Below are 19116 nucleotides of genomic sequence, written 5' to 3'. Positions count from 1 at the left end.
ACCATATTGTCCGCTCAACTGTAAAGAGGGAGTGCCGTAAGTGGCGGTCATCGCATCCGTGTCAAAAGACACCACACCCGCGCCGAGCATCGAGAAACTGGTCGAGCTGGTTTCCGACGGCATGGACAAGGTGAACGAGCTGATCCTGTCAAAGGCCGGGTCGAATGTCGAGTTGATCCCGGAAATCGCCCGGCACCTGATCTCGTCCGGCGGCAAGCGGCTTCGCCCCATGCTGACCCTCGCCTGCGCGGACATGTTCGGTTACCGGGGTGCGGGCCATGTCATGCTCGCGGCGTCGGTCGAATTCATGCATACCGCGACCCTCCTGCATGACGATGTCGTGGATGAGAGCGATATGCGCCGCGGCAAACTTGCCGCTCGCAAGCTGTGGGGAAACCAGGCGAGCGTTCTTGTTGGCGACTATTTGCTCGGCCAGGCCTTCAAGATGATGGTCGATGTCGGATCTTTGGAGTCGCTGCGCATTCTGTCGGAAGCCTCGGCTGTCATCGCCGAAGGCGAGGTGATGCAACTCGGTGCCGCCAAGAACATCACAACCACGGAAGATCAGTACTTGAAGGTGATCGAGGCAAAGACCGCGGCTCTCTTTGCCGCGGCTGCGGAGGTCGGTCCGGTCATCGCGGAACAGAGCGATGCCATGAAGGCTGCCGCGCGGTCCTATGGTATGCAGCTTGGGCTCGCGTTCCAGCTTGTGGACGACGCGTTGGACTACGGTGGATCCAGCGCCGATCTTGGCAAGCAGATTGGCGACGATTTCCGGGAGGGAAAGATAACGTTGCCCGTCGTGTTCGCCGTTGGCCGGGGGACCGATGCCGAGCGCGGCTTCTGGAAGCGGTGCCTTGAGGGAGATTCTCTGCAGGACGGCGATCTGGACGAGGCAATCCGCCTGATGGCAAAGTACGATGCGATCACCGACACCGTTCAGCGCGCCCGGATCTACGGCGAAAACGCCTTGTCCGCCCTTGATGCGTTGCCGGAGGGGCCCCACCGGGACGCCCTGGCCGATGCGGTGGCCTTTTGTATCTCGCGGGTGAACTGAGATCCTCCAACACTCTGAGTTGGCGAGCCTTTTCTCCCAGTCGGATTGGGGCGGCTGCTCCCGGCTAGAGCGCGCATTGCTCAAGAGAAACCGGCGTTTGTTGGCAACGCCCGCCGCTGTCTAAACGATTTCCCCGCCGGCCACCCACCAAGCCGGGTGCGCCGCGCGCAGGCGCACGGCAATATCTGCGGCGTCTTCCCGGGCGCACAGGCCGAAACAGGTCGCCCCGGATCCTGACATCCGGGCAAAGGCGATATCCCGATCGGCCGCAAGCGCCGACAACACTTCGCTGATCTGCTGGCAAACGGCGACCGCTGGGGCTTCAAGATCGTTGCGGGTCCTTTCAAGCAGACCGGCAAGTTGGGCAAGTGTTTGGATCCGGTCGGGCAGATCCGGCATTGGCGGATTGCTCCGGCGCGTCAGGGCCTTGAAGACGGCTGGGGTTGGAACGGATACACCCGGATTGACAAGAACAAGCCCGAGCGGCGGCAGAGCTGGCGCGGGGGACACGATCTCCCCGATGCCCGACATCACCGCCGAGCGTGAGGCGAGACAAACCGGGACATCGGCACCAAGCCCAAGCGCGAGTTCTTCAAGCGCTTCGGAAGACACAAGACCTGGGTGAAGCTGGCTCAGCACCCGCAGGACCGCGGCCGCGTCCGCCGAGCCGCCGCCGATCCCCGACGCCACCGGCAGGGTCTTTTCCAGGTGGAAGCGGTAGGAAACATCCAATCCCGCCGCGCGCAGAAAGGCATCCGCCGCTCTCAGTACCAGATTGTCGCTTCGCACCGGGATCAGGTCTGGGGCCATGGGTCCGCCGATCGTCAGCGATTGCGCCGACGCTGGATGCGCCGTGATGCGGTCCGCGATGCTGGCAAAGACCACCAGCGACTGAAGCCGGTGGTATCCGTCCTCCTGCCGGCCGGTGACATGCAGGGTCAGGTTGATTTTCGCGCAGGCCAGTCCCGCGGCGCCTGAAGCGGTCAATTCCTCCGGCATCGAGGGGGGTTACCCGCCGTTCTGGCCGTTTTCAGCTTGCGCTGCGTCGGTCACCGGGTTGGCGGGCAAGCCGTTCGCGATCTTGTCGAGGATTTTTGGCAATTCGTCTTCTTCGGGATCCAGATCGCGCGCGTGGTTCCACTGGAAACGGGCTTCCAGTTTCCGCCCGACCTTCCAATAGGCATCGCCAAGATGGTCGTTGATGACCGGGTCGGCCGGGCGCAGTTCCACAGCCCGCTCCAGTTCAACCACCGCTTCCTCATACCGGCCGAGCCGGTAATAGGCCCACCCGAGACTGTCGACAATGTAGCCGTCATTCGGGCGCAGATCGACGGCCTTGCGGATCATCTCAAGGGCCTCGTCCAATTTGAGGCCCTGGTCGACCAGTGAATAGCCGAGATAGTTGAGCACAAGCGGCTGGTCAGGATTGAGTTCGAGCGATGTCCGGAAATCGTTTTCCGCGTCATCCCACTTCCCAAGCCGTTCCCGGCAGATCCCGCGAAAATAGAACAACAGCCAGTTTTCGTTCTTCAGCGTTCCGAGGCTCTCGATACCTTTTGAGTAGATTTCCTCTGCTTCGGCAAATTTCTGGTGGGAGCGTAGCACGTTGCCGAGGGTGATAATGGCCTCAAGCTCCTCCGGCTCCTCTTCGATCAGTGCGGCAAGGTGGGCGCGTGCGTCCTCAAGTCGGTCGAGCTGGTTGTAGTTGATGGCGATCTGGATTTCCGCATCGCGGTGCATCGAGGCGTCCTGGGAAACCAGCTTCAGGGCGCTGATGGCGCGCTCGTACTGTTCCATCCGCTCGTAGATGCCCGCGAGCGATACGGCCGCAAACTCGGCTGTCGGGTCGAGATGAAGAGCCAACTGCAAATAAGCCGCCGCCAGTTCCTCGGCGCCATCCCGCCCGATGGCGGACCCGAGTCCATACATGATTTCAGCCATACCCGCCGAGGGATCGGACACAAGCGGCGGGATCGGGTTGCCGCCTTCGATGATCTGCCGCGTGCGGGTTAGCAATGGATGACCGTTCAGCAGGCGGTCATAATCGTCCAGGACAGCCAGGGCTTCATCGCGTTGACCGTTTCCGGCAAGGATCCGGGCGTAGGAATCGACTACGCGTATCGCGCCCTGGTCAGCCGCATAGGCTTCTTCAATGAAGGTCAGCGCTTCTGCGGTTTCACCGGCAGCATACGCGATCTGGGCCTTGTGCTTGGCCTTGAAGACATCGAACCAGTCCGGTCCGCTCAATGCGTCTATGGTGTCGATCGCGGCGCTGAATTGCCCGCGGCCGTAAAGGGCCCAGGCTTTCGCGATCCCGGTGGACAACTGCGCGAGCGGGCCAGCGCCCGACCTGTCGAGCTGCGTTATGGCGTCCGGATAGTTGCCCAAGAGCATGAAATCGCCGGCGAGCACGAGGCGGCTGAGGAAATTGCTGATGCCGGCGCCCGCCATTTCGTTGGCATAGTAGGTCGCTTCCGTTAGTTCGCCGTTGGCCAGCTTGAGAAGGAATGTCCGCTCCAGCAAGATGTCGTTGTCCGGATCCTCGTTCAACGCCTCCTGAAAGAAAGCCGCCGCCGAGGCAAAATCCTTGGCGCCGTCGGCCAGCCGTCCGGCCAGATAGCTGCCTGACAAGGTGATGGGAAGATCCGGTGGGGTGCCGTAATGGCGTTCCGGCAAGCCGCCACCATCGGCCACTGTTTCCGCCGCCGCTGGAAAGACAGCCACACAGGCCGCGATCCCGGCCGCGGCCGTCAGGCGCGCCGAATGGCGGAACAAATGGGTTTTAAGAGTGGCGCGAAGCGTGTTTTTCATAGGCCTTTTGTCTATCGAGCTCTGGACGTTCCGTCCACACAGTCTGGCTATGGCACCATGGCGGCAATATGGCCGCTCGGCAAGGGATCCCAACGTTTTCCAGCATTCCGCCTAAATCAATTAAATCTGATCGAGCCCCGTGCCTGTCCCGGCTTCCGTCCCCGGCCCGGTCCAAAGCTGGCGAAAAAAGTCCTTGCAGGGCAGGGGCAGCCATAGCAGGTATGTGCGGTGCAAAATGGCGCGGTACCGGAAATTACAGTGCACGACGGAGGATGGAGTAGATGACCAAGTGGGTCTTCACTTTTGGGAATGGGTCTGCGGAAGGCGCCGCGGATATGAAGAGCCTTTTGGGCGGCAAGGGCGCGAACCTGGCCGAGATGAGCAGCCTTGGTCTTCCGGTCCCGCCAGGGTTCACCATCACCACCGAAGTCTGCACCTACTACTACGCGAATGGCCAATCCTACCCGGACGAACTGGCGGCTCAAGTGAAGGCGGCTCTTGACACGGTTGGCGTGGCGACCGGCCGGGGCTTTGGCGACAAGGACAAGCCCTTGCTGGTTTCGGTGCGCTCCGGTGCCCGGGTCTCAATGCCCGGCATGATGGACACGGTGCTGAACCTTGGTTTGAACGATGAGACCGTGAAGGCGATCGGCGCCGCCGCCCACGACATGCGGTTCGCCTATGACAGTTACCGGCGGTTTATCCAGATGTATGCCGATGTCGTCCTTGGCGTCGATCACAGCGAGTTCGAAGAGGTTCTGGAGGATCACAAGGAACGGAACGAGCTTTCACTCGACACCGAAATCACCGCCGAAGACTGGGTCGGCATCATCGAGAAATTCAAGTCCCTTGTGGAACGCGATCTCGGCCGGCCGTTCCCGCAGGATCCGGATGAGCAGCTTTGGGGGGCGATCGGTGCCGTTTTCGGGTCATGGGAAACCCCAAGGGCGAAAACCTACCGCCGGCTTCATGACATTCCAGGCGACTGGGGAACGGCGGTGAATGTTCAGGCCATGGTGTTCGGCAACATGGGGGAAACATCGGCAACCGGTGTCGCTTTCACCCGAAATCCGTCGACCGGGGAGCGGGCTCTTTACGGCGAATTTCTGGTCAATGCGCAAGGCGAGGATGTCGTTGCGGGCATTCGAACCCCTCAGGACATCACCGAAAAGGCCAAGAAGGAGGCCGGGTCCGACAAGCCGTCCCTGGAAGCCCTCATGCCGGAAGCTTTCGCCGAATTCCGGGACATTTGCGACAAGCTGGAAACGCACTACCGGGACATGCAGGATCTCGAATTTACCATCGAGCAGGGCAAACTCTGGATGCTGCAGACGCGCTCCGGCAAACGGACAGCGAAGGCGGCGTTGAAGATCGCCGTGGATATGGTGGCCGAAGGCCTGTTGAGCGAGGAGGAGGCCATCATGCGCGTCGAGCCCGGCGCGCTCGATCAGCTGCTTCACCCGACCATCGATCCGGCGGCAAAACGCGATATCGTGGCGACCGGCCTGCCGGCCTCGCCCGGTGCGGCTTCGGGCGCGATCGTGTTCACTTCGGAAGAGGCCGAACAGGCCCGAGCCGCTGGAAAGCGGGTGATTCTTGTCCGGGTCGAGACCAGTCCCGAGGACATCCACGGGATGCACGCCGCCGAGGGCATTCTGACAAGCCGCGGGGGCATGACCAGCCATGCGGCGGTCGTCGCGCGGGGCATGGGCAAGCCCTGTGTCGCGGGCGCGGGCTCGCTGCGGATCGATTATCGAAAAGGCACGGTGAACGCCGCTGGCCGGCTCCTCAACAAGGGTGACATCATCACGATTGACGGTGCCACTGGCCAGATCCTGGCCGGGGAGGTCGCCATGCTCCAGCCGACTTTATCCGGCGATTTCGGCATTCTGATGGGCTGGGCCGACGCCAAGCGCCGGATGAAGGTGCGGACGAACGCGGAAACCCCGGCCGATACCCGCGTGGCCCGCGAGTTCGGCGCGGAAGGCATCGGCCTGTGCCGGACGGAGCATATGTTCTTCGACAGCGACCGGATCATCGCGGTCCGCGAAATGATCCTGTCGGACGAGGAGACAGGGCGCCGCGCGGCCTTGGCGAAGCTGCTTCCCATGCAGCGCAACGACTTCAAGGACCTGTTCGAGATCATGAAAGGCTTGCCGGTGACGATCCGGCTTCTCGACCCGCCGCTTCACGAGTTCCTGCCGAAGACGGACGAGGAGTTGGGGGAGGTTGCGGCAGCCATCGGTGTTGATGCCGAAAAGCTCCGCCAGAGGGCTCTGGATCTTGAGGAATTCAATCCGATGCTAGGCCATCGCGGCTGCCGGCTGCTGGTATCCTATCCCGAAATCGCCGAAATGCAGGCTCGGGCGATCTTCGAGGCCGCGGTGGAAGCGGGCAAGAAAACCGGCTCGCCCGTCCACCTGGAAATCATGGTGCCTCTTGTCGGCTTGAAGGGCGAGCTGGATCTGGTCAAGGACCGGATCGTGGCCATGGCCGATGCCGTCAAGGGGGAAACGGGTGTCGAGATCAATTATCAGGTCGGCACGATGGTGGAGTTGCCGCGCGCGGCCCTGCAGGCCGGCGAGATTGCCAAATCCGCCGAATTCTTCTCCTTCGGAACGAACGATCTGACCCAGACCACTTTCGGAATTTCCCGCGATGATGCGGCCTCTTTCCTGGGGACCTACCAGGCCAAGGGGCTCATCGAACAGGATCCGTTCGTGTCTCTGGATCAGGACGGGGTCGGCGAATTGGTCCGGATCGGTTCGGAACGCGGCCGGCAAACCCGCCCCGGCATCAAGCTGGGCATTTGCGGAGAACATGGGGGCGATCCATCCTCCATCCATTTTTGCGAGAGCATCGGCCTGGACTATGTGTCCTGTTCGCCGTTCCGGGTGCCGATCGCCAGATTGGCAGCGGCCCAAGCGACATTGCTGCGCACCAAGAGTTGAGGTCTGCGCAATGGTTGCCTTTAGGCGCCATGGCGGGACCCCGGAGGCGGGATCGTGACCCTCGATCTACCGGATCTTGACGGCCTTCGGCGCGGCGGGAAACGCGCCCTGTCGCGTATGCTGACGCGTCTGGAGACCGAGGAGGGGGAGCCCGCCATTGCCGCGTTCCTCGACAAGGCCGCTCTTGCGCCAGGCGGGCATGTTCTGGGGCTGACCGGACCGCCCGGCGTGGGCAAGTCGACCCTCACAAACTGTTTGATCCAGAGTTTCCGGGCGAATGGCGAACAGGTCAGCGTCCTGGCCATCGATCCGTCCTCCCGCTTTACCGGGGGGGCTTTGCTGGGAGACCGGACCCGGCTGCAAACGGATCCTCTCGACCAGAAGGTTTTCGTCCGGTCGATGGCGGCCCGGGACCGGCTCGGAGGGCTGTCCGACCATGCCATCGCGGCGATCGCCTTGCTCCGGGCCGTCAGCGACCGGGTGATTGTGGAATCGGTCGGCATCGGCCAATCGGAAAGCGATCTGGCGCAGGCGGCGGATACGGTTGTGCTGTGCATTCAGCCGGGATCGGGAGACAGTCTTCAGTTCATGAAGGCCGGCGTCATGGAACTGCCCGATATCGTTGCCGTCACCAAGGCGGATATGGGCCGGATCGCCCGTCAGGCGGCCTCTGATGTGGAAGGTGCGCTTTCGCTTTCCAGGCGCCGCAACGCCGACTGGAAGGTTCCGGTCTGCGAGGTGTCCGCCCGCGACCGGGAAAATCTTGAGCCATTTCTGGGGCAGGTCGAGGCGCACAGGCGCTTTCTCGGTGCCGGCAACCGGTTGCCAGTCCATCGTGCGAACCAGCATCGCCATTGGCTGCTGGACATGGTGCGGGCCCGGTATGGTCTGGCCGGCCTTGCCTATCTTGCGGAAAAGGAACGGCCGGCCACAGAACCGCCCGGATCACTTTATCCGTTCCAAGCCTACGCAGATTTGAAGCGCGAACTGGATGCACGCCTGTTTGGTGTGTGATCGCTGCAAAGGCGACCGCCGGGTCAGCCCTTGGCTGCGATGAGCGGCATCGGGGCCGCAACACCGCGATCCATGCCCGCTCGTTTTTCAAAGTCCTGCAGAAAGGCGACAAGGTTGTCGGCGCTGAGCGGGCGAGAGATGTAATAACCCTGCATCCGGTGGCAGCCAATGTCCTGCAGGAAGGCGTATTGCGCAGCCGATTCCACACCTTCCGCCACAATCGTCATGCCAAGAACCTTTCCCAACTGGACCATGATTTGGAGGATGTCACGGGCCTCCTGATTGTCCTCGACATTGTGGAGGAAGTCCCGGTCGATCTTGAGTGTGTCGAAGGGAAAGCGGCGAAGGTAGCTCAGGCTCGAATATCCGGAGCCGAAATCGTCCAGCGCGACTTTCACCCCGAGGTCCTTGAGGCGCTTCAGCGCATGCAGCACCTCCTTGTCGCGCCCGGCAAAGACGGATTCGGTGACCTCGATCTCCAGCCGTGCCGGCGGCAGATTGAAATCGGCCAGCGTGCCGACGACTTTTTCGACAAATCTGGGGTGCTTGAACTGGGTCGGCGAGACATTCACGGAGACCAGCATATCCGGCCAGCGCTCGGCATCGGCACAGGCGCGGCGCAGGACCCAGAGGCCCAGATCATTGATCAGCCCCGTGTCTTCCGCGATTGGAATGAAACGGCTTGGCGGAATGGGGGTGCCATCCTCGGCTGTCCACCGGGCAAGCGCTTCGACACTGAGAATGCGGTTTCCGTCCCGCCCGCATTGCGGCTGATAGGCAAGTTCGAGCGTGTCGTCGTCGATGGCTTTGCGCAGGTCCCGCGCGATCCGGTCTTGCGAATGGATATGGTGTTCCATGAGCGGATCGAAGAACGACCATCGCCCGCGGCCAGCCGCCTTTGCGTCGTAAAGGGCAATATCCGCCTTGCGCAGTAGATCCGCAGACCGGGTACCGTCCTGGGGGCACATGGCGACGCCGATCGACAGGCTGACATGCAGTTCGTTCCTGCCGATGCGAATGGGGATCGTGAGCTGGTCCTGGATGCGGGTCAGAATATGTTCGATCCATTCGCGGCCCCGTGCGTCGCGGATGAACATGGCGAATTCATCGCCGCTGATGCGTGCGACAACGCCGTCTTCCGGGAGCACCGAATTGATGCGCGAGGCGATGGCCCGAATGACGGTATCGCCGGCACCATGGCCCAACGTGTCGTTGATGTCCTTGAAGCGGTCCAGGTCTATGTAGATGACCGCGATCCCCTTTTCGCGATGGGCGGTATTCGAAAGCGCCTTGTCGAGCAGAACCTTGAAGCGGTCACGGTTGGGCAAGCCGGACAAGCTGTCGTGCCGGGCGGTGTGAACGGCCTGCGCCTCGCTGCGGGCCAGTTGCCTTGTCGTTTGGCGTATATAGGTCATCACACCGAGTGTCAGGCCCACAATCGCAAGCGCGAGGATGGCGAAGACCGGCGTGATCCGGGTCATCATCGTGGTGCCCGGGCTGCTGACTTGCCAGTCGATGAAGCCCACCACCTTGCCGCGCGGATTGTGCAATGCGGTCGATGCGATCCCATCCGCGTCGTTTGGCGTCTTCGACACCAGAAGATCGCGGAGGCTGGAAACGGTGGACACGCCTTCCAGCACCGTGGCGTTGATCGGGCGCAAGTTGATCAGAACCGTTGGCGGTTGGCGGGTCGCCGCGATCGACTGGAGTTCTGGAACGATGGCCGAGGCGCTCATGAAATGAGGGACACCGTCGACCACGACGAGGCCGGTTTCCGACAAGGAGCGCTCGTTGATCCGAAAATCGGGCCGGAAACTGAAAAGCCCGGACGGGGTCCGCTTAAATCCCGTGATATAGCGGGCTCTAACCTTGGCCACAGCCGGTTCGACAGCGTCCAGAAGCGCCTCGCTGACCCAGCCGTGCGGCTTGGTGGCAGAGTAGGTAAAGGACGGTTCAAACGCCCTGTTGATCAGGATGGTTTCGGTGAAGCCATGCGTATTGTAAAGCCGACGCGCAATGTTGCTCGTGACCCATTCGCGGTCGATGATCGGGCCGGAAGCCTTGAAATAGGCCTGATCCAGAACAACGGAACCGACCTGTTGCTTGGCCATTTGATCAAGCTTGAGATCGATGGCTCCATTCAGAAGCTGGCGCTCGCTGCGCTCGGCCGCTTGATCCGACAGGTTCGACGACCACACCATCAGGCCGAACACGCTCGCAAGGGCGATCGCGACGATGGCGAACATCGGCAGAATGATCGCATTGGCCAAGCGGCCACCCGAACCTCCTGCTGCTTCTGTCATCCAAACCGACCTCCAATATGCAAGTGTGTGCAATCCTAGAAGGTAGCCGTTAAGGAAAACCCCAAATTGATGGTTAGAAGAGGATTAACGGCGCCGTGGAGCGCCGGACTTCTTGAAAAACCGCATCAAAAAGCTCTTCCGCCCGGAATGAATCCGGCCTTAGGCACTCGATCGGTGCAGATCCCAATCCCGCTGATCTGCCCGGTCATGCGACCGCGCGCCGGAGCCCTCCCGGCGATCATATCAGTTGCATGCCGCGAAAACTGACATGGGCCCCGCGCGCGACGATGATGTGATCGTGCACTTCGATGCCGAGCGGCTTGGCTATATCGATGATCTGCCTCGTCATGTGAATGTCGGCGCGGGACGGCGTCGGATCTCCGGACGGATGGTTGTGGATGAGCACCAAGGCCGTGGCCTGCAACTCGAGTGCCCGCCGCATCACTTCCCGCGGATAGACAGGTGTGTGATCCACCGTGCCCTGCTGTTGCACTTCATCGGCGATCAGTCCGTTCTTCTTGTCGAGAAAGAGAATCCTGAACTGCTCGATCTCACTGTGCCCCATCGCCGACTGGACATAGGAGATGACCTTCGACCAGCTGTCGAGAAGGCGGCGGTCCACGATCTCCTCCCGCGTGGCCCGCACAACCGCGTCCCGCAGGATGTGAAGCTGGTCGACGGCAACCTCGCCGATCCCTCTCACCTCCAGAAGGCGCGCGCGCGGCGCGTTGATCACCGCCGTGAAGCTGCCGAACCGGTTCAGAAGGTCTTTGGCCACCTGCTTCGTGTCGCGCCGGGGCAAGGCGGAAAACAGCACGAGTTCCAGGAATTCGTAGTCTTGAAGCGCGCTTCCCCCGCCCTGCCTATATCGTGTCCGCAAGCGGTCTCTGTGGCCGGACCAACCCGGGTTTTTTATGGTTTTCTCGCCAAATCCCTCGGTCGGTTCTGTCATGGAATCCGTCAGGTTGTGGAAAAGCCGGGCATGTGCAGACCTCCCGGTGAGGTTGTGAAAATCTCGCATCCCTCGGGTGTAATGCCGATGGAGTGTTCGAATTGGGCCGATAGCGAGCGGTCCCGTGTCACGGCGGTCCAGCCATCGCTGAGGACTTTCACATGCGGCCGCCCAAGATTGACCATCGGCTCGATGGTGAAGATCATCCCGGGCTTGAGTTCCACGCCTTCGCCAGGGCGCCCGTAGTGCAGGATATTCGGCGTGTCATGGAACAACAAACCCAGGCCATGACCGCAGAAATCCCGGACTACCGAGCATCGTTCAGCTTCCACGAAGGTCTGGATCGCAGCGCCGATGTCGCCGGTGGTGTTGCCGGGCTTGGCGGCTTCCACCCCGCGCATCAGGGCCTCGTAGGTCACTTCAATCAGCCGCTCGGCCGCCCGCTTGATGCTGCCGACGGGATACATCCGGCTGGAATCGCCGTGCCATCCGTCGACGATCAGCGTCACGTCGATATTGACGATGTCCCCCTCGCGCATGGGCTTGTCATTTGGAATGCCGTGGCAGACCACGTGATTGATCGAGGTGCAACTCGACTTTGTGTAGCCGCGATAATTCAAGGTGGCCGGAACCGCACCATGTGCCATGGCGAAGCCGAACACGAAGTCATCGATTTCCGCGGTGGTCAAACCCGGCTTCACCAGATCCGCCAATTGGTCCAGGCAGGTTGCGGTCAGTTGTCCGGCTTTCATCATGCCGGCATAGTCGTCCCGGCTGTACAGGCGAACCTGGCCGGTGTTGCGCAACGGGGCTTCGGCAGCGTCGATGTATGTCACCATGTCTGTTTTTCTTTTTGTCGCGGTTATTGTGAAGGCAGGGCGGGACCACCTCGTGGCTAAACACTAACGCGCCCACGCGATCCTGTCTCGTCATTCAGTTAAAGAGGTCGCGGGAGAATTTCCAGTGGAGGCAGGCAAAAGGCGGCCAAAACGTCTTCCGGGGATGCCGGGGTTCTTGCGGATCAAAAGCGACCCGGTTAGATGATACGCCGTGGCCGGGCATGGACAGGGCCGGGGCGCTCTGCCGGACTGGGTGGACGTGTTCCTCCCGCATCCCGCCCTCTCGCGGACGTGGCGAAACTGGTAGACGCAAGGGACTTAAAATCCCTCGACTTCGGTCATACGGGTTCGAGTCCCGTCGTCCGCACCAAATCACTTATAGGCATTGCGGGCTGCGAATCCGATCCCGCGCCGCTTGCTCAGACGGACCGGACAGTCTCATTGCCGCGGGCGGGCACGAGGGCCGGCAGGGCATTGATGCGGGCAATGACGTCGGGGATGTCGCATGCGGGCACGGGTCTGCTGTAATAAAAGCCCTGCACGCCGTCGCAATTGATCTGCCGGGCCAGCGAGATCTCTCCGATCACCTCGGTGCCCTCCGTTATCACCTTCAATCCCAGCGTCTGTCCCAAATTCACCATACCGCGCAACAGTTTCTCCTTGCCCGGGTCGAGGTGAGCCCCGGTAACGAACGCGCGGTCGATCTTCAACTGGGAAAACGGTAGGCGGTTCAGATAGCTCAAGGACGAGTAGCCCGTCCCAAAGTCGTCCAGCGACAGCAGAACCCCCAAGTCGCGGAGTTTCCGGAGAACCTCCATCATCCTGGCTTCGTCATGACCGATGAACACGTTTTCGGTGATTTCGAGGCAAAGATAGGAGGGGGGAAGGTGATAACGCTGGAGGCTGGCCTCCACGATCCGTTCGAAATTCGGTTGCCAGATCTGCACCGGAGAGACATTGACCGACACATAGTCAAAAGGCAGTCCTTCCTGCGCCCACTGCTTCGCCTGGCGGCAGCTTTCATCAAGAACCCACGTTCCCAGATCGATGATCAGGCCTGTCTTCTCAGCGATCGGGATGAAATCCGCTGGGGAAATGTAGCCTTCGTTGGGATCCGGCCATCGTGCGAGGGCTTCAAACCCCTTCAGTTTCATCCGCCTGAGGCAAACCTGGGGCTGGTAAAACACCTCCAGTTTTCCTTGTGCGAGGCTGCCCCGCAAGGCGCTTTCCAGGGACAGTTGCCTGTTGGCCTCGATACTCAGTTCCTTGGAGAAAAAGACGATCGACGACTTGATGGTCTTGCGCGCGTTGCGAAGCGCCAGGGCGGCCTTGCGAATGGCGCCGTCTCCATCCAGGGCGTCCAGGGGGACGCGGGCAATCCCAAGATTGGGCAGGACATGCACTTCGCCTTCCGGAAGAATGTGGGGTGCCGCGATCGTATCCAGCATCGGCTGGACAAGTCCCCGGGCCTCCACCTCGCCGATTGCTGACGGAAGGGGAAAGATCACGGCGAAGTCGTCCCCGAAAACGCGATAGGCATTCGCGCCGTCGGGAATGCACTGTTTCAACCTGTGGCCTGTCTTCCTCAGGACCGAATCGCCGGCGGCCGGGCCGAACGCGTCATTGATCTTTGAGAACCCTTCGAAATCGATGCGGACCAGCATGAAAGGCGAAGTGTCTGCATTCGCAGCCGCCTTTTCGAGATCGGCCTGGAAACGGGCCCGGTTCCCGATCCCCGATATCGGGTCCGTATAGGCGATGTGCTCCAGTTTCGCTTGAAGATCCGCCACTCTGGCAAGACCGCGGGCCAGATCGCCCACTTCATCCCCGCGGCCAAGATAGGGGACAGGTCCCAGGCGTTTTCCGTCCGCGAGGGCTTCGGCAAAGCCTGCCATTTCCCGCAGCGGGCGGGTGGCCGAATGCATGATGATGCCACTGCACACAGCGACCAGCACGAGTATGAACAGCGAAGCGCCAAATACCTCTTTCTGGATTTGACCGCGCGCCACGATCAGGTCGTCCGCCCATCCGACATCGACAGCCAATGCCCCCGCAACTTCGCGGTCCCGCGTTAGGATCGGGGTCAAATAGGCCAACCGCATCCTGCCCATGACCGGAACCTCGCCGACATAGGCCGTGCTGTTTGACAAGTTCGCGTAAGCGGGGTGGTCCTTACCGATGGACATGGGCGGCGGGATTTGGCCATCGGGTGTGCGAAAGGTTGTGACAATCCGGTCAAAGGCTTGCGTTTCGCCGTTCCAGCGGAACAGGTTGGCGGCCCCTTCATTCGTCAACCCGATTTCCCGAAGTAGCCCGTCAAAGTCATCCGTGTAGGTAAGGACGGCCCCCGGGTCTTCGCTCATTATATCGATCCGGAGCGGCTGGCCGCCTGGGTCGCGCTCGACGGCGAATGTATTGGGATAGGTCCGGGTCAAAAGGCTCGTGGCGGCGCGGGCCGCCCGGTCAACCCGGATGGAGGCATTGTCCTCTGTGATCTCGTATATGTTGAAGTAGGAAATCGCCGCAATCAGAAGAATGCTCAAGGTCACGGAGGCAAGGAGAACCAGCAGTATCTTGACGATGAAGGACCGGGCAATCCCGATTGGGTGTACCATTCGCCGGATTTCCTGTTGCTGGAAAAGAAACTATGCCTGTCCTCAACTAATATTGTCAAAGGTTTGGATGAAACTGAAGGGCAATCCGCCATGATGGTTGCCCGAGGCTTCACGATTCGCTTTCCCGGCGGGCGTTCTCGGTGGCCCAGACCGGAGGGCGGCCGCGCCCGCCTTCCGGTTTCGGTTCGTCTAGGGTGTTTGTCACCTCTGGCCCGACCGATGGGCCCAGCCGGTCATGCGCATTTCCAGCCAAGCCATCGCAGCGTACATCACAATGCCGAGAACGGCGAGGGCCACCAGTCCCGCCCAAACGAGCGGAACGTTGAACTGGGATTGCGCGGCCAGCATCATGTGCCCGATGCCGGAATTGGCGGCAACGGTTTCCGAAATCACGGAGCCGACGAAGGCCAGCGTGATCGCGATCTTCAGCGATCCGAAGAAATAAGGCATCGACCGGGGAATGCCGACCTTGAGCATGATGTCCATCTTCTTCGCACCGAGCGCCCGCAGCACGTCCTCCATTTCGGGTTCGATGGTCGCCAGACCCGTCGCCACATTCACCACGATCGGAAAAAAGGCGATGAGGAAGGCCGTCAGAACGGCGGGAACCGTGCCGATGCCGAACCAGATGACCAGAATCGGGACCACAGCGACCTTGGGGATTGAATTGAACCCGATCATCAGCGGATAGAGCCCGGCATAGATCGCGCGGCTCCAGCCAATCGCCAGGCCGAGGGCCAGGCCTCCAACGACCGCCATCACGAAGCCGATCGTGGTGGTCATCAAGGTCTGCAGGGAATTGGTCCAGATCGGCGTCCAGTATTTCACGATCGCGGCCCAGATATCGGTCGGGGCGGGCAGGATGAACACCTCGATGTCGAAGGCCCGGACGGATCCCTCCCAAATCAGGAACAGTCCGAGGGTCCAAAGCCAGGGCGCCGCCTTGATCCAACGCTCACTCATGCCGCGGCCCTCGCTTCTGCGATATGACCGCGCAGCTCGTGGACAATGTCGTTGAACCCGGCTTCGTAGGTCAGATCGATCGGCCGGGGCCGAGGGAAGGAGATCTCATGCTCCACGATGATCCGGCCTGGGCGGGCGCTCATCACGAACACGCGGTCCGCCAGAAACACGGCCTCGCGCAGGTCGTGGGTGACGAGTATCGTCGTGAAACCTTTTTCGGCATGCAGGTCTCGCATGACTTGCCACAATTCCTCCCGGGTGAAGGCGTCCAGTGCACCGAATGGCTCATCGAGCATGAGAAGTTCCGGATCGTGGATCAAGGCGCGGCAAAGATTGGCCCTTTGCTGCATGCCGCCGGACAACTGCCAGGGATACTTGGCCCCGAAGCCGGCCAGGCCCACCACGCTGAGGAGCTCCTCGGCGAGCTGGGTATAGGCAGCGCGTTCCCGGCCAAGGCGTTTGCGGTGAGGCTGAACGATTTCGAGCGGCAGCATCACGTTCTGCAAGGTCGTGCGCCAGGGCAACATGGACGGGTTTTGAAAGGCCATTCCTGCAATTGATACAGGTCCGTCCACCTCGCGCGCGGCAACCTCGACGGTTCCTGCCTGAGGCCTGATCAATCCGGTGGCGAGCTTCATCAAGGTGGATTTGCCGCAGCCGGATGGACCAACAACCGCCGCGAATTCCCCGCGGTTCACCGCCATGGTCAGCCCGTCAAGCGCCAATGTTTCCGTGCCGTGGCCGCTATACGCCAGTTGCACGTCTCTCAAGTCGACAAAACCGGTCACGGGCGCTCCTTGTTGCCGCGCATTTTGCTGTTCTCATTCCATGCAAGGGGAAAAATTGCCAGATGGCAAGCGAGCCGTTCTTCCCGCCGGATCACGCCGGCGGGAGGGGGGCATGAGACCTGCGTCAGGGCAGCATGCGCTCTTCGGCCGGCGGCAGATAGGAACTGTCAAAGACGCGCTCCGGCGCCGGGGGCGTATCGCTGACGCCCATGGATGTCTTCAGATATTCGATGGACTTGGCGAGTTTGGCCATGTCGACGCCTCCAAACCCGTTTTCCCGCACCGCCGGGGTTGCCATCGAGCCTTCCACGGCCATGTTGATCCGGTCGATTTCCACCGCTTCGTCCAGAACGCCGTTGCGCTTGAGAACGTAGGGAACAGAGGCAGCCGGGTCCTGGATCGTGTCCAGGTAGCCGCGGATAAGCGCACGGACGAAGCCTTTGACGGCCTCCGGGTTTTCAGCCGCGAAATCCGTATTCACCATGACCACGTTGCCATAGAGGTCGAGCCCGTGCTCGCCCATCATGATGAGGGCAATGTCATCCTCATCCACACCCTGGGCTTTCAGGTTGATCACGGAAGAGAAGGAGAAGCCGAAGATGGCGTCGACCTGGCCTTGGGCCAGCATCGGTTCGCGCACCGGAAAGCCCACATTCTCGATGGTGATCCCGGACGTGTCGAGCCCGGCGACCTCCACAAAGGCCGGCCATTGCCCGAAAGCCGCATCGGGTGGCGGCGCTCCCAGTGTCTTGCCTTCAAGCGACTTCGGATCTTCGGTCACCCCTTGGCTCTTGCGGCCGATAACGGCGAACGGCGGGCGCTCATAGGCCATCATGACGGCCTTGACCTTGAGGTCTGGCTGCTCGTCCATCAGCTTGATGAGGGCGTTGATGTCCCCGAAGCCCATATCGTAGGCCCCCGTTGCGACGCGCGGGATGGATTCGCGTGATCCAGCGCCGCTGTCGATCGTGACGTTCAGTCCCTCTTCCTCGAAATATCCCCGGTCCTGGGCAATGAAGAAGGGCGCGGATGGCGCTTCGAACTTCCAGTCCAGCGTGAATTTCACATCGGTTTGCGCGATGGCAGCCGAGGCGCACAGGGTTGTTGCAAGGGCAAAACACAATAGACGTCGCATGGTATCCTCGTAAGTCGATGGCACTCTTGGGGCTTAGACTGACGAGCGTTTGCACAACAATCAAGCAAAATTGCTCATGGGGCAAATTATGAGCAGGTGTGCCTCTTATGTGGGCGAGGGCCTGTATCCGTAGCCTTGCGATTGGAAAAGCCGCCGAAACAGGCTAATTAACCTCCGCATTGAAATTTTTTATCCCTGCAGTTCCGGCTCCGGCCGCATGCGCGCGTGGACGCTCCTGGCTTGATTTCTTTCCGCCCCGTTCTCAACGTTCTCGGTTTTCTCTATGTGGGGCTCGCCACGGCGATGCTGATCCCGGCCATCGTGGATGTCGCCCAGAAAAACCCGGACTGGCAGGCCTTTGTCTTTTCGGCCCTTTTGACCGGACTGGTCGGCATGCTCCTGTCAATTGCCGTTGGCGGTTCGCTCGAAAAGGGCCTGGACACCCGCCAGACCTTCATCTTGACCACGCTGGCCTGGGCAACGCTGCCCGCCTTCGGAGCGCTGCCGTTCCTGTGGCTGGGCATCGGCTATGCGGACGCCGTGTTCGAGGCGGTCTCGGGATTTACGACAACCGGTTCCACCGTTCTGTCTGGTCTGGATGACCTGCCGCCGGGTCTTCTTGTCTGGCGGTCCATGCTGCAATGGATGGGCGGTGTCGGCATCATCGTTATGGCGATCGTGCTTCTGCCTTTCCTGCGGATCGGCGGAATGCAGCTGTTTCAAAGCGAAAACTCCGATCGCTCGGAAAAGATCGTGAGCCGGTCCGTCGAGTTGATCCGCTTGATCGGGATGGCCTATGTCTTTCTGACCATTTTGTGCATCATCGCCTATCTGGCGACCGGAATGAATCTGTTCGATGCCTTCAACCATGCGCTGACCACGATCGCCACCGGCGGATATTCCACCAAGGACCTGTCGTTCAGCTATTTCACCAATCCCGCCTCCGGGTGGGTGGCCGTGGTCTTCATGATCATTGGCGCCTTGCCCTTTGTCATGATCATTCAGGCCCTGCGCGGCCAGCCGCTGCTCTTGTGGCGGGATCCTCAGGTCCGCGCCTTGCTCGGATTTCTGGCCCTGGTGTCCCTGTCGCTCACCGTGTATCTGGGCGTGAAGATGGGCTTTCCCTTCGACGAAGCTTTGCTGAAGGCCACGTTCAACGTGGTGTCGATCGTGACGGGCACGGGCTACGCGCTGGGCGATTTCACCGAATGGGGACCGCCGGTCATCGGCATTGGCTTGCTGCTCATGTTTGTCGGCGGGTGTACGGGGTCGACCACGGGCGGGATCAAGATGTTCCGGTTTCTGGTCTTTTTCGGAACGGTGCGCGCGCATTTGCGCCGCATGGTCCGGCCGAACCGGGTGATGTCGGAAGAATATGGCGGAACGCGGCTCACACCGGAATTGTCCTTTTCGGTTTTGGCGTTTCTGGTGGTCTACATGGGCACAGTCGGCGTCATCACCGTTGCCCTGTCTTTTTTCGATCTGGACCTGGTGACAGCCCTGTCCGCGGCGGCCACCGCCGTGGGCAATGTGGGACCCGGACTTGGTCCGATCATCGGACCTTCGGGCAATTTCGCGCCGCTGCCGGACGGGGCCAAATGGCTCCTGTCCTTTGCCATGCTGATCGGGCGCCTGGAACTGTTCACCGTTCTTGTGCTGATGGACCCGGATTTCTGGTCCAAATGATC

Annotated in this window: 13 protein-coding genes and 1 tRNA gene; 5 read left to right on the top strand and 9 right to left on the bottom strand. The window is 61.1% G+C overall.

Annotated elements, in window-relative coordinates; all coding sequences use genetic code 11:
• Nucleotides 1-40 precede the first annotated feature (40 nt).
• Nucleotides 41-1057 carry a polyprenyl synthetase family protein gene (locus F0184_RS14610; protein WP_371871151.1) on the top strand — a complete coding sequence of 339 codons (1017 nt, stop codon included), beginning with the start codon at nucleotides 41-43 and terminating at the stop codon, nucleotides 1055-1057.
• A gap of 120 nt (nucleotides 1058-1177) precedes the next feature.
• Here F0184_RS14610 and F0184_RS14605 read toward each other — a convergent pair whose 3' ends face one another.
• Nucleotides 1178-2056, bottom strand: a complete 879-nt coding sequence (locus F0184_RS14605) for a 4-(cytidine 5'-diphospho)-2-C-methyl-D-erythritol kinase (RefSeq protein WP_150496922.1) — start codon at nucleotides 2054-2056, stop codon at nucleotides 1178-1180.
• Between the two features lie 9 nt (nucleotides 2057-2065).
• Nucleotides 2066-3868: a tetratricopeptide repeat protein gene (locus F0184_RS14600; protein WP_150496921.1), complete on the bottom strand. Its 1803-nt coding sequence runs from the start codon at nucleotides 3866-3868 to the stop codon at nucleotides 2066-2068.
• 281 nt (nucleotides 3869-4149) lie between these two features.
• On the opposite strand from F0184_RS14600, the gene ppdK reads away from it, so the two are divergent.
• Nucleotides 4150-6819, top strand: coding sequence for a pyruvate, phosphate dikinase (gene ppdK, locus F0184_RS14595; RefSeq protein ID WP_150496920.1), 2670 nt, complete (start codon nucleotides 4150-4152; stop codon nucleotides 6817-6819).
• A gap of 117 nt (nucleotides 6820-6936) precedes the next feature.
• Nucleotides 6937-7833 (top strand): ArgK/MeaB family GTPase, encoded by an 897-nt coding sequence (locus F0184_RS14590; RefSeq protein ID WP_150496975.1) that lies wholly within the window; start codon nucleotides 6937-6939, stop codon nucleotides 7831-7833.
• Between the two features lie 23 nt (nucleotides 7834-7856).
• Here the strand turns inward: F0184_RS14590 and F0184_RS14585 are convergent, their stop codons facing one another.
• From F0184_RS14585 to map, 3 genes are all read right to left on the bottom strand, one after another.
• Nucleotides 7857-10136 carry a putative bifunctional diguanylate cyclase/phosphodiesterase gene (locus F0184_RS14585; RefSeq protein ID WP_150496919.1) on the bottom strand — a complete coding sequence of 760 codons (2280 nt, stop codon included), beginning with the start codon at nucleotides 10134-10136 and terminating at the stop codon, nucleotides 7857-7859.
• A gap of 238 nt (nucleotides 10137-10374) precedes the next feature.
• Nucleotides 10375-11088 carry a RadC family protein gene (gene radC, locus F0184_RS14580; protein ID WP_150496918.1) on the bottom strand — a complete coding sequence of 238 codons (714 nt, stop codon included), beginning with the start codon at nucleotides 11086-11088 and terminating at the stop codon, nucleotides 10375-10377.
• A gap of 8 nt (nucleotides 11089-11096) precedes the next feature.
• On the bottom strand, nucleotides 11097-11927 hold the full coding sequence (gene map / locus F0184_RS14575) for a type I methionyl aminopeptidase (RefSeq protein WP_150496917.1): 831 nt from the start codon (nucleotides 11925-11927) through the stop codon (nucleotides 11097-11099).
• Between the two features lie 285 nt (nucleotides 11928-12212).
• On the opposite strand from map, the gene F0184_RS14570 reads away from it, so the two are divergent.
• A tRNA-Leu gene (locus F0184_RS14570) sits at nucleotides 12213-12297 on the top strand.
• Between the two features lie 49 nt (nucleotides 12298-12346).
• Here the strand turns inward: F0184_RS14570 and F0184_RS14565 are convergent.
• From F0184_RS14565 to F0184_RS14550, 4 genes are all read right to left on the bottom strand, one after another.
• A complete protein-coding gene (locus F0184_RS14565) occupies nucleotides 12347-14542 on the bottom strand; it encodes a bifunctional diguanylate cyclase/phosphodiesterase (protein ID WP_150496916.1) in 2196 nt (731 codons plus the stop codon).
• Nucleotides 14543-14743: 201 nt separating this feature from the next.
• Nucleotides 14744-15505 (bottom strand): ABC transporter permease, encoded by a 762-nt coding sequence (locus F0184_RS14560; RefSeq protein WP_150496915.1) that lies wholly within the window; start codon nucleotides 15503-15505, stop codon nucleotides 14744-14746.
• Nucleotides 15502-16293 carry an ABC transporter ATP-binding protein gene (locus F0184_RS14555; protein WP_150496914.1) on the bottom strand — a complete coding sequence of 264 codons (792 nt, stop codon included), beginning with the start codon at nucleotides 16291-16293 and terminating at the stop codon, nucleotides 15502-15504. The genes F0184_RS14560 and F0184_RS14555 overlap by 4 nt, the downstream gene beginning before the upstream one ends.
• 124 nt (nucleotides 16294-16417) lie before the next feature.
• Nucleotides 16418-17428, bottom strand: coding sequence for an ABC transporter substrate-binding protein (locus F0184_RS14550; RefSeq protein WP_150496913.1), 1011 nt, complete (start codon nucleotides 17426-17428; stop codon nucleotides 16418-16420).
• A gap of 240 nt (nucleotides 17429-17668) precedes the next feature.
• Here F0184_RS14550 and F0184_RS14545 point away from each other — a divergent pair, with 240 nt between their 5' ends.
• Nucleotides 17669-19114 (top strand): TrkH family potassium uptake protein, encoded by a 1446-nt coding sequence (locus tag F0184_RS14545; RefSeq protein ID WP_244299201.1) that lies wholly within the window; start codon nucleotides 17669-17671, stop codon nucleotides 19112-19114.
• The last annotated feature ends 2 nt before the right edge of the window (nucleotides 19115-19116 follow it).

Source organism: Roseibium aquae (genome assembly GCF_008711285.1).
Taxonomy (GTDB): Bacteria; Pseudomonadota; Alphaproteobacteria; order Rhizobiales; family Stappiaceae; genus Roseibium; species Roseibium aquae.
Note: the sequence above shows the minus strand (reverse complement) of the source record. Positions and strands in the feature narration are given on the sequence as shown.

Bases quoted from the DNA above. Each gene is read 5' to 3' on its own strand.
- F0184_RS14605 (WP_150496922.1), bottom strand. From the start codon at position 2,056: ATGCCGGAGGAATTGACCGCTTCAGGCGCCGCGGGACTGGCCTGCGCG.
- F0184_RS14585 (WP_150496919.1), bottom strand. From the start codon at position 10,136: ATGACAGAAGCAGCAGGAGGTTCGGGTGGCCGCTTGGCCAATGCGATC.
- F0184_RS14565 (WP_150496916.1), bottom strand. From the start codon at position 14,542: ATGGTACACCCAATCGGGATTGCCCGGTCCTTCATCGTCAAGATACTG.
- F0184_RS14590 (WP_150496975.1), top strand. From the start codon at position 6,937: ATGCTGACGCGTCTGGAGACCGAGGAGGGGGAGCCCGCCATTGCCGCG.
- map (WP_150496917.1), bottom strand. From the start codon at position 11,927: ATGGTGACATACATCGACGCTGCCGAAGCCCCGTTGCGCAACACCGGC.
- F0184_RS14560 (WP_150496915.1), bottom strand. From the start codon at position 15,505: ATGAGTGAGCGTTGGATCAAGGCGGCGCCCTGGCTTTGGACCCTCGGA.
- F0184_RS14550 (WP_150496913.1), bottom strand. From the start codon at position 17,428: ATGCGACGTCTATTGTGTTTTGCCCTTGCAACAACCCTGTGCGCCTCG.
- F0184_RS14600 (WP_150496921.1), bottom strand. From the start codon at position 3,868: ATGAAAAACACGCTTCGCGCCACTCTTAAAACCCATTTGTTCCGCCAT.
- ppdK (WP_150496920.1), top strand. From the start codon at position 4,150: ATGACCAAGTGGGTCTTCACTTTTGGGAATGGGTCTGCGGAAGGCGCC.
- radC (WP_150496918.1), bottom strand. From the start codon at position 11,088: ATGACAGAACCGACCGAGGGATTTGGCGAGAAAACCATAAAAAACCCG.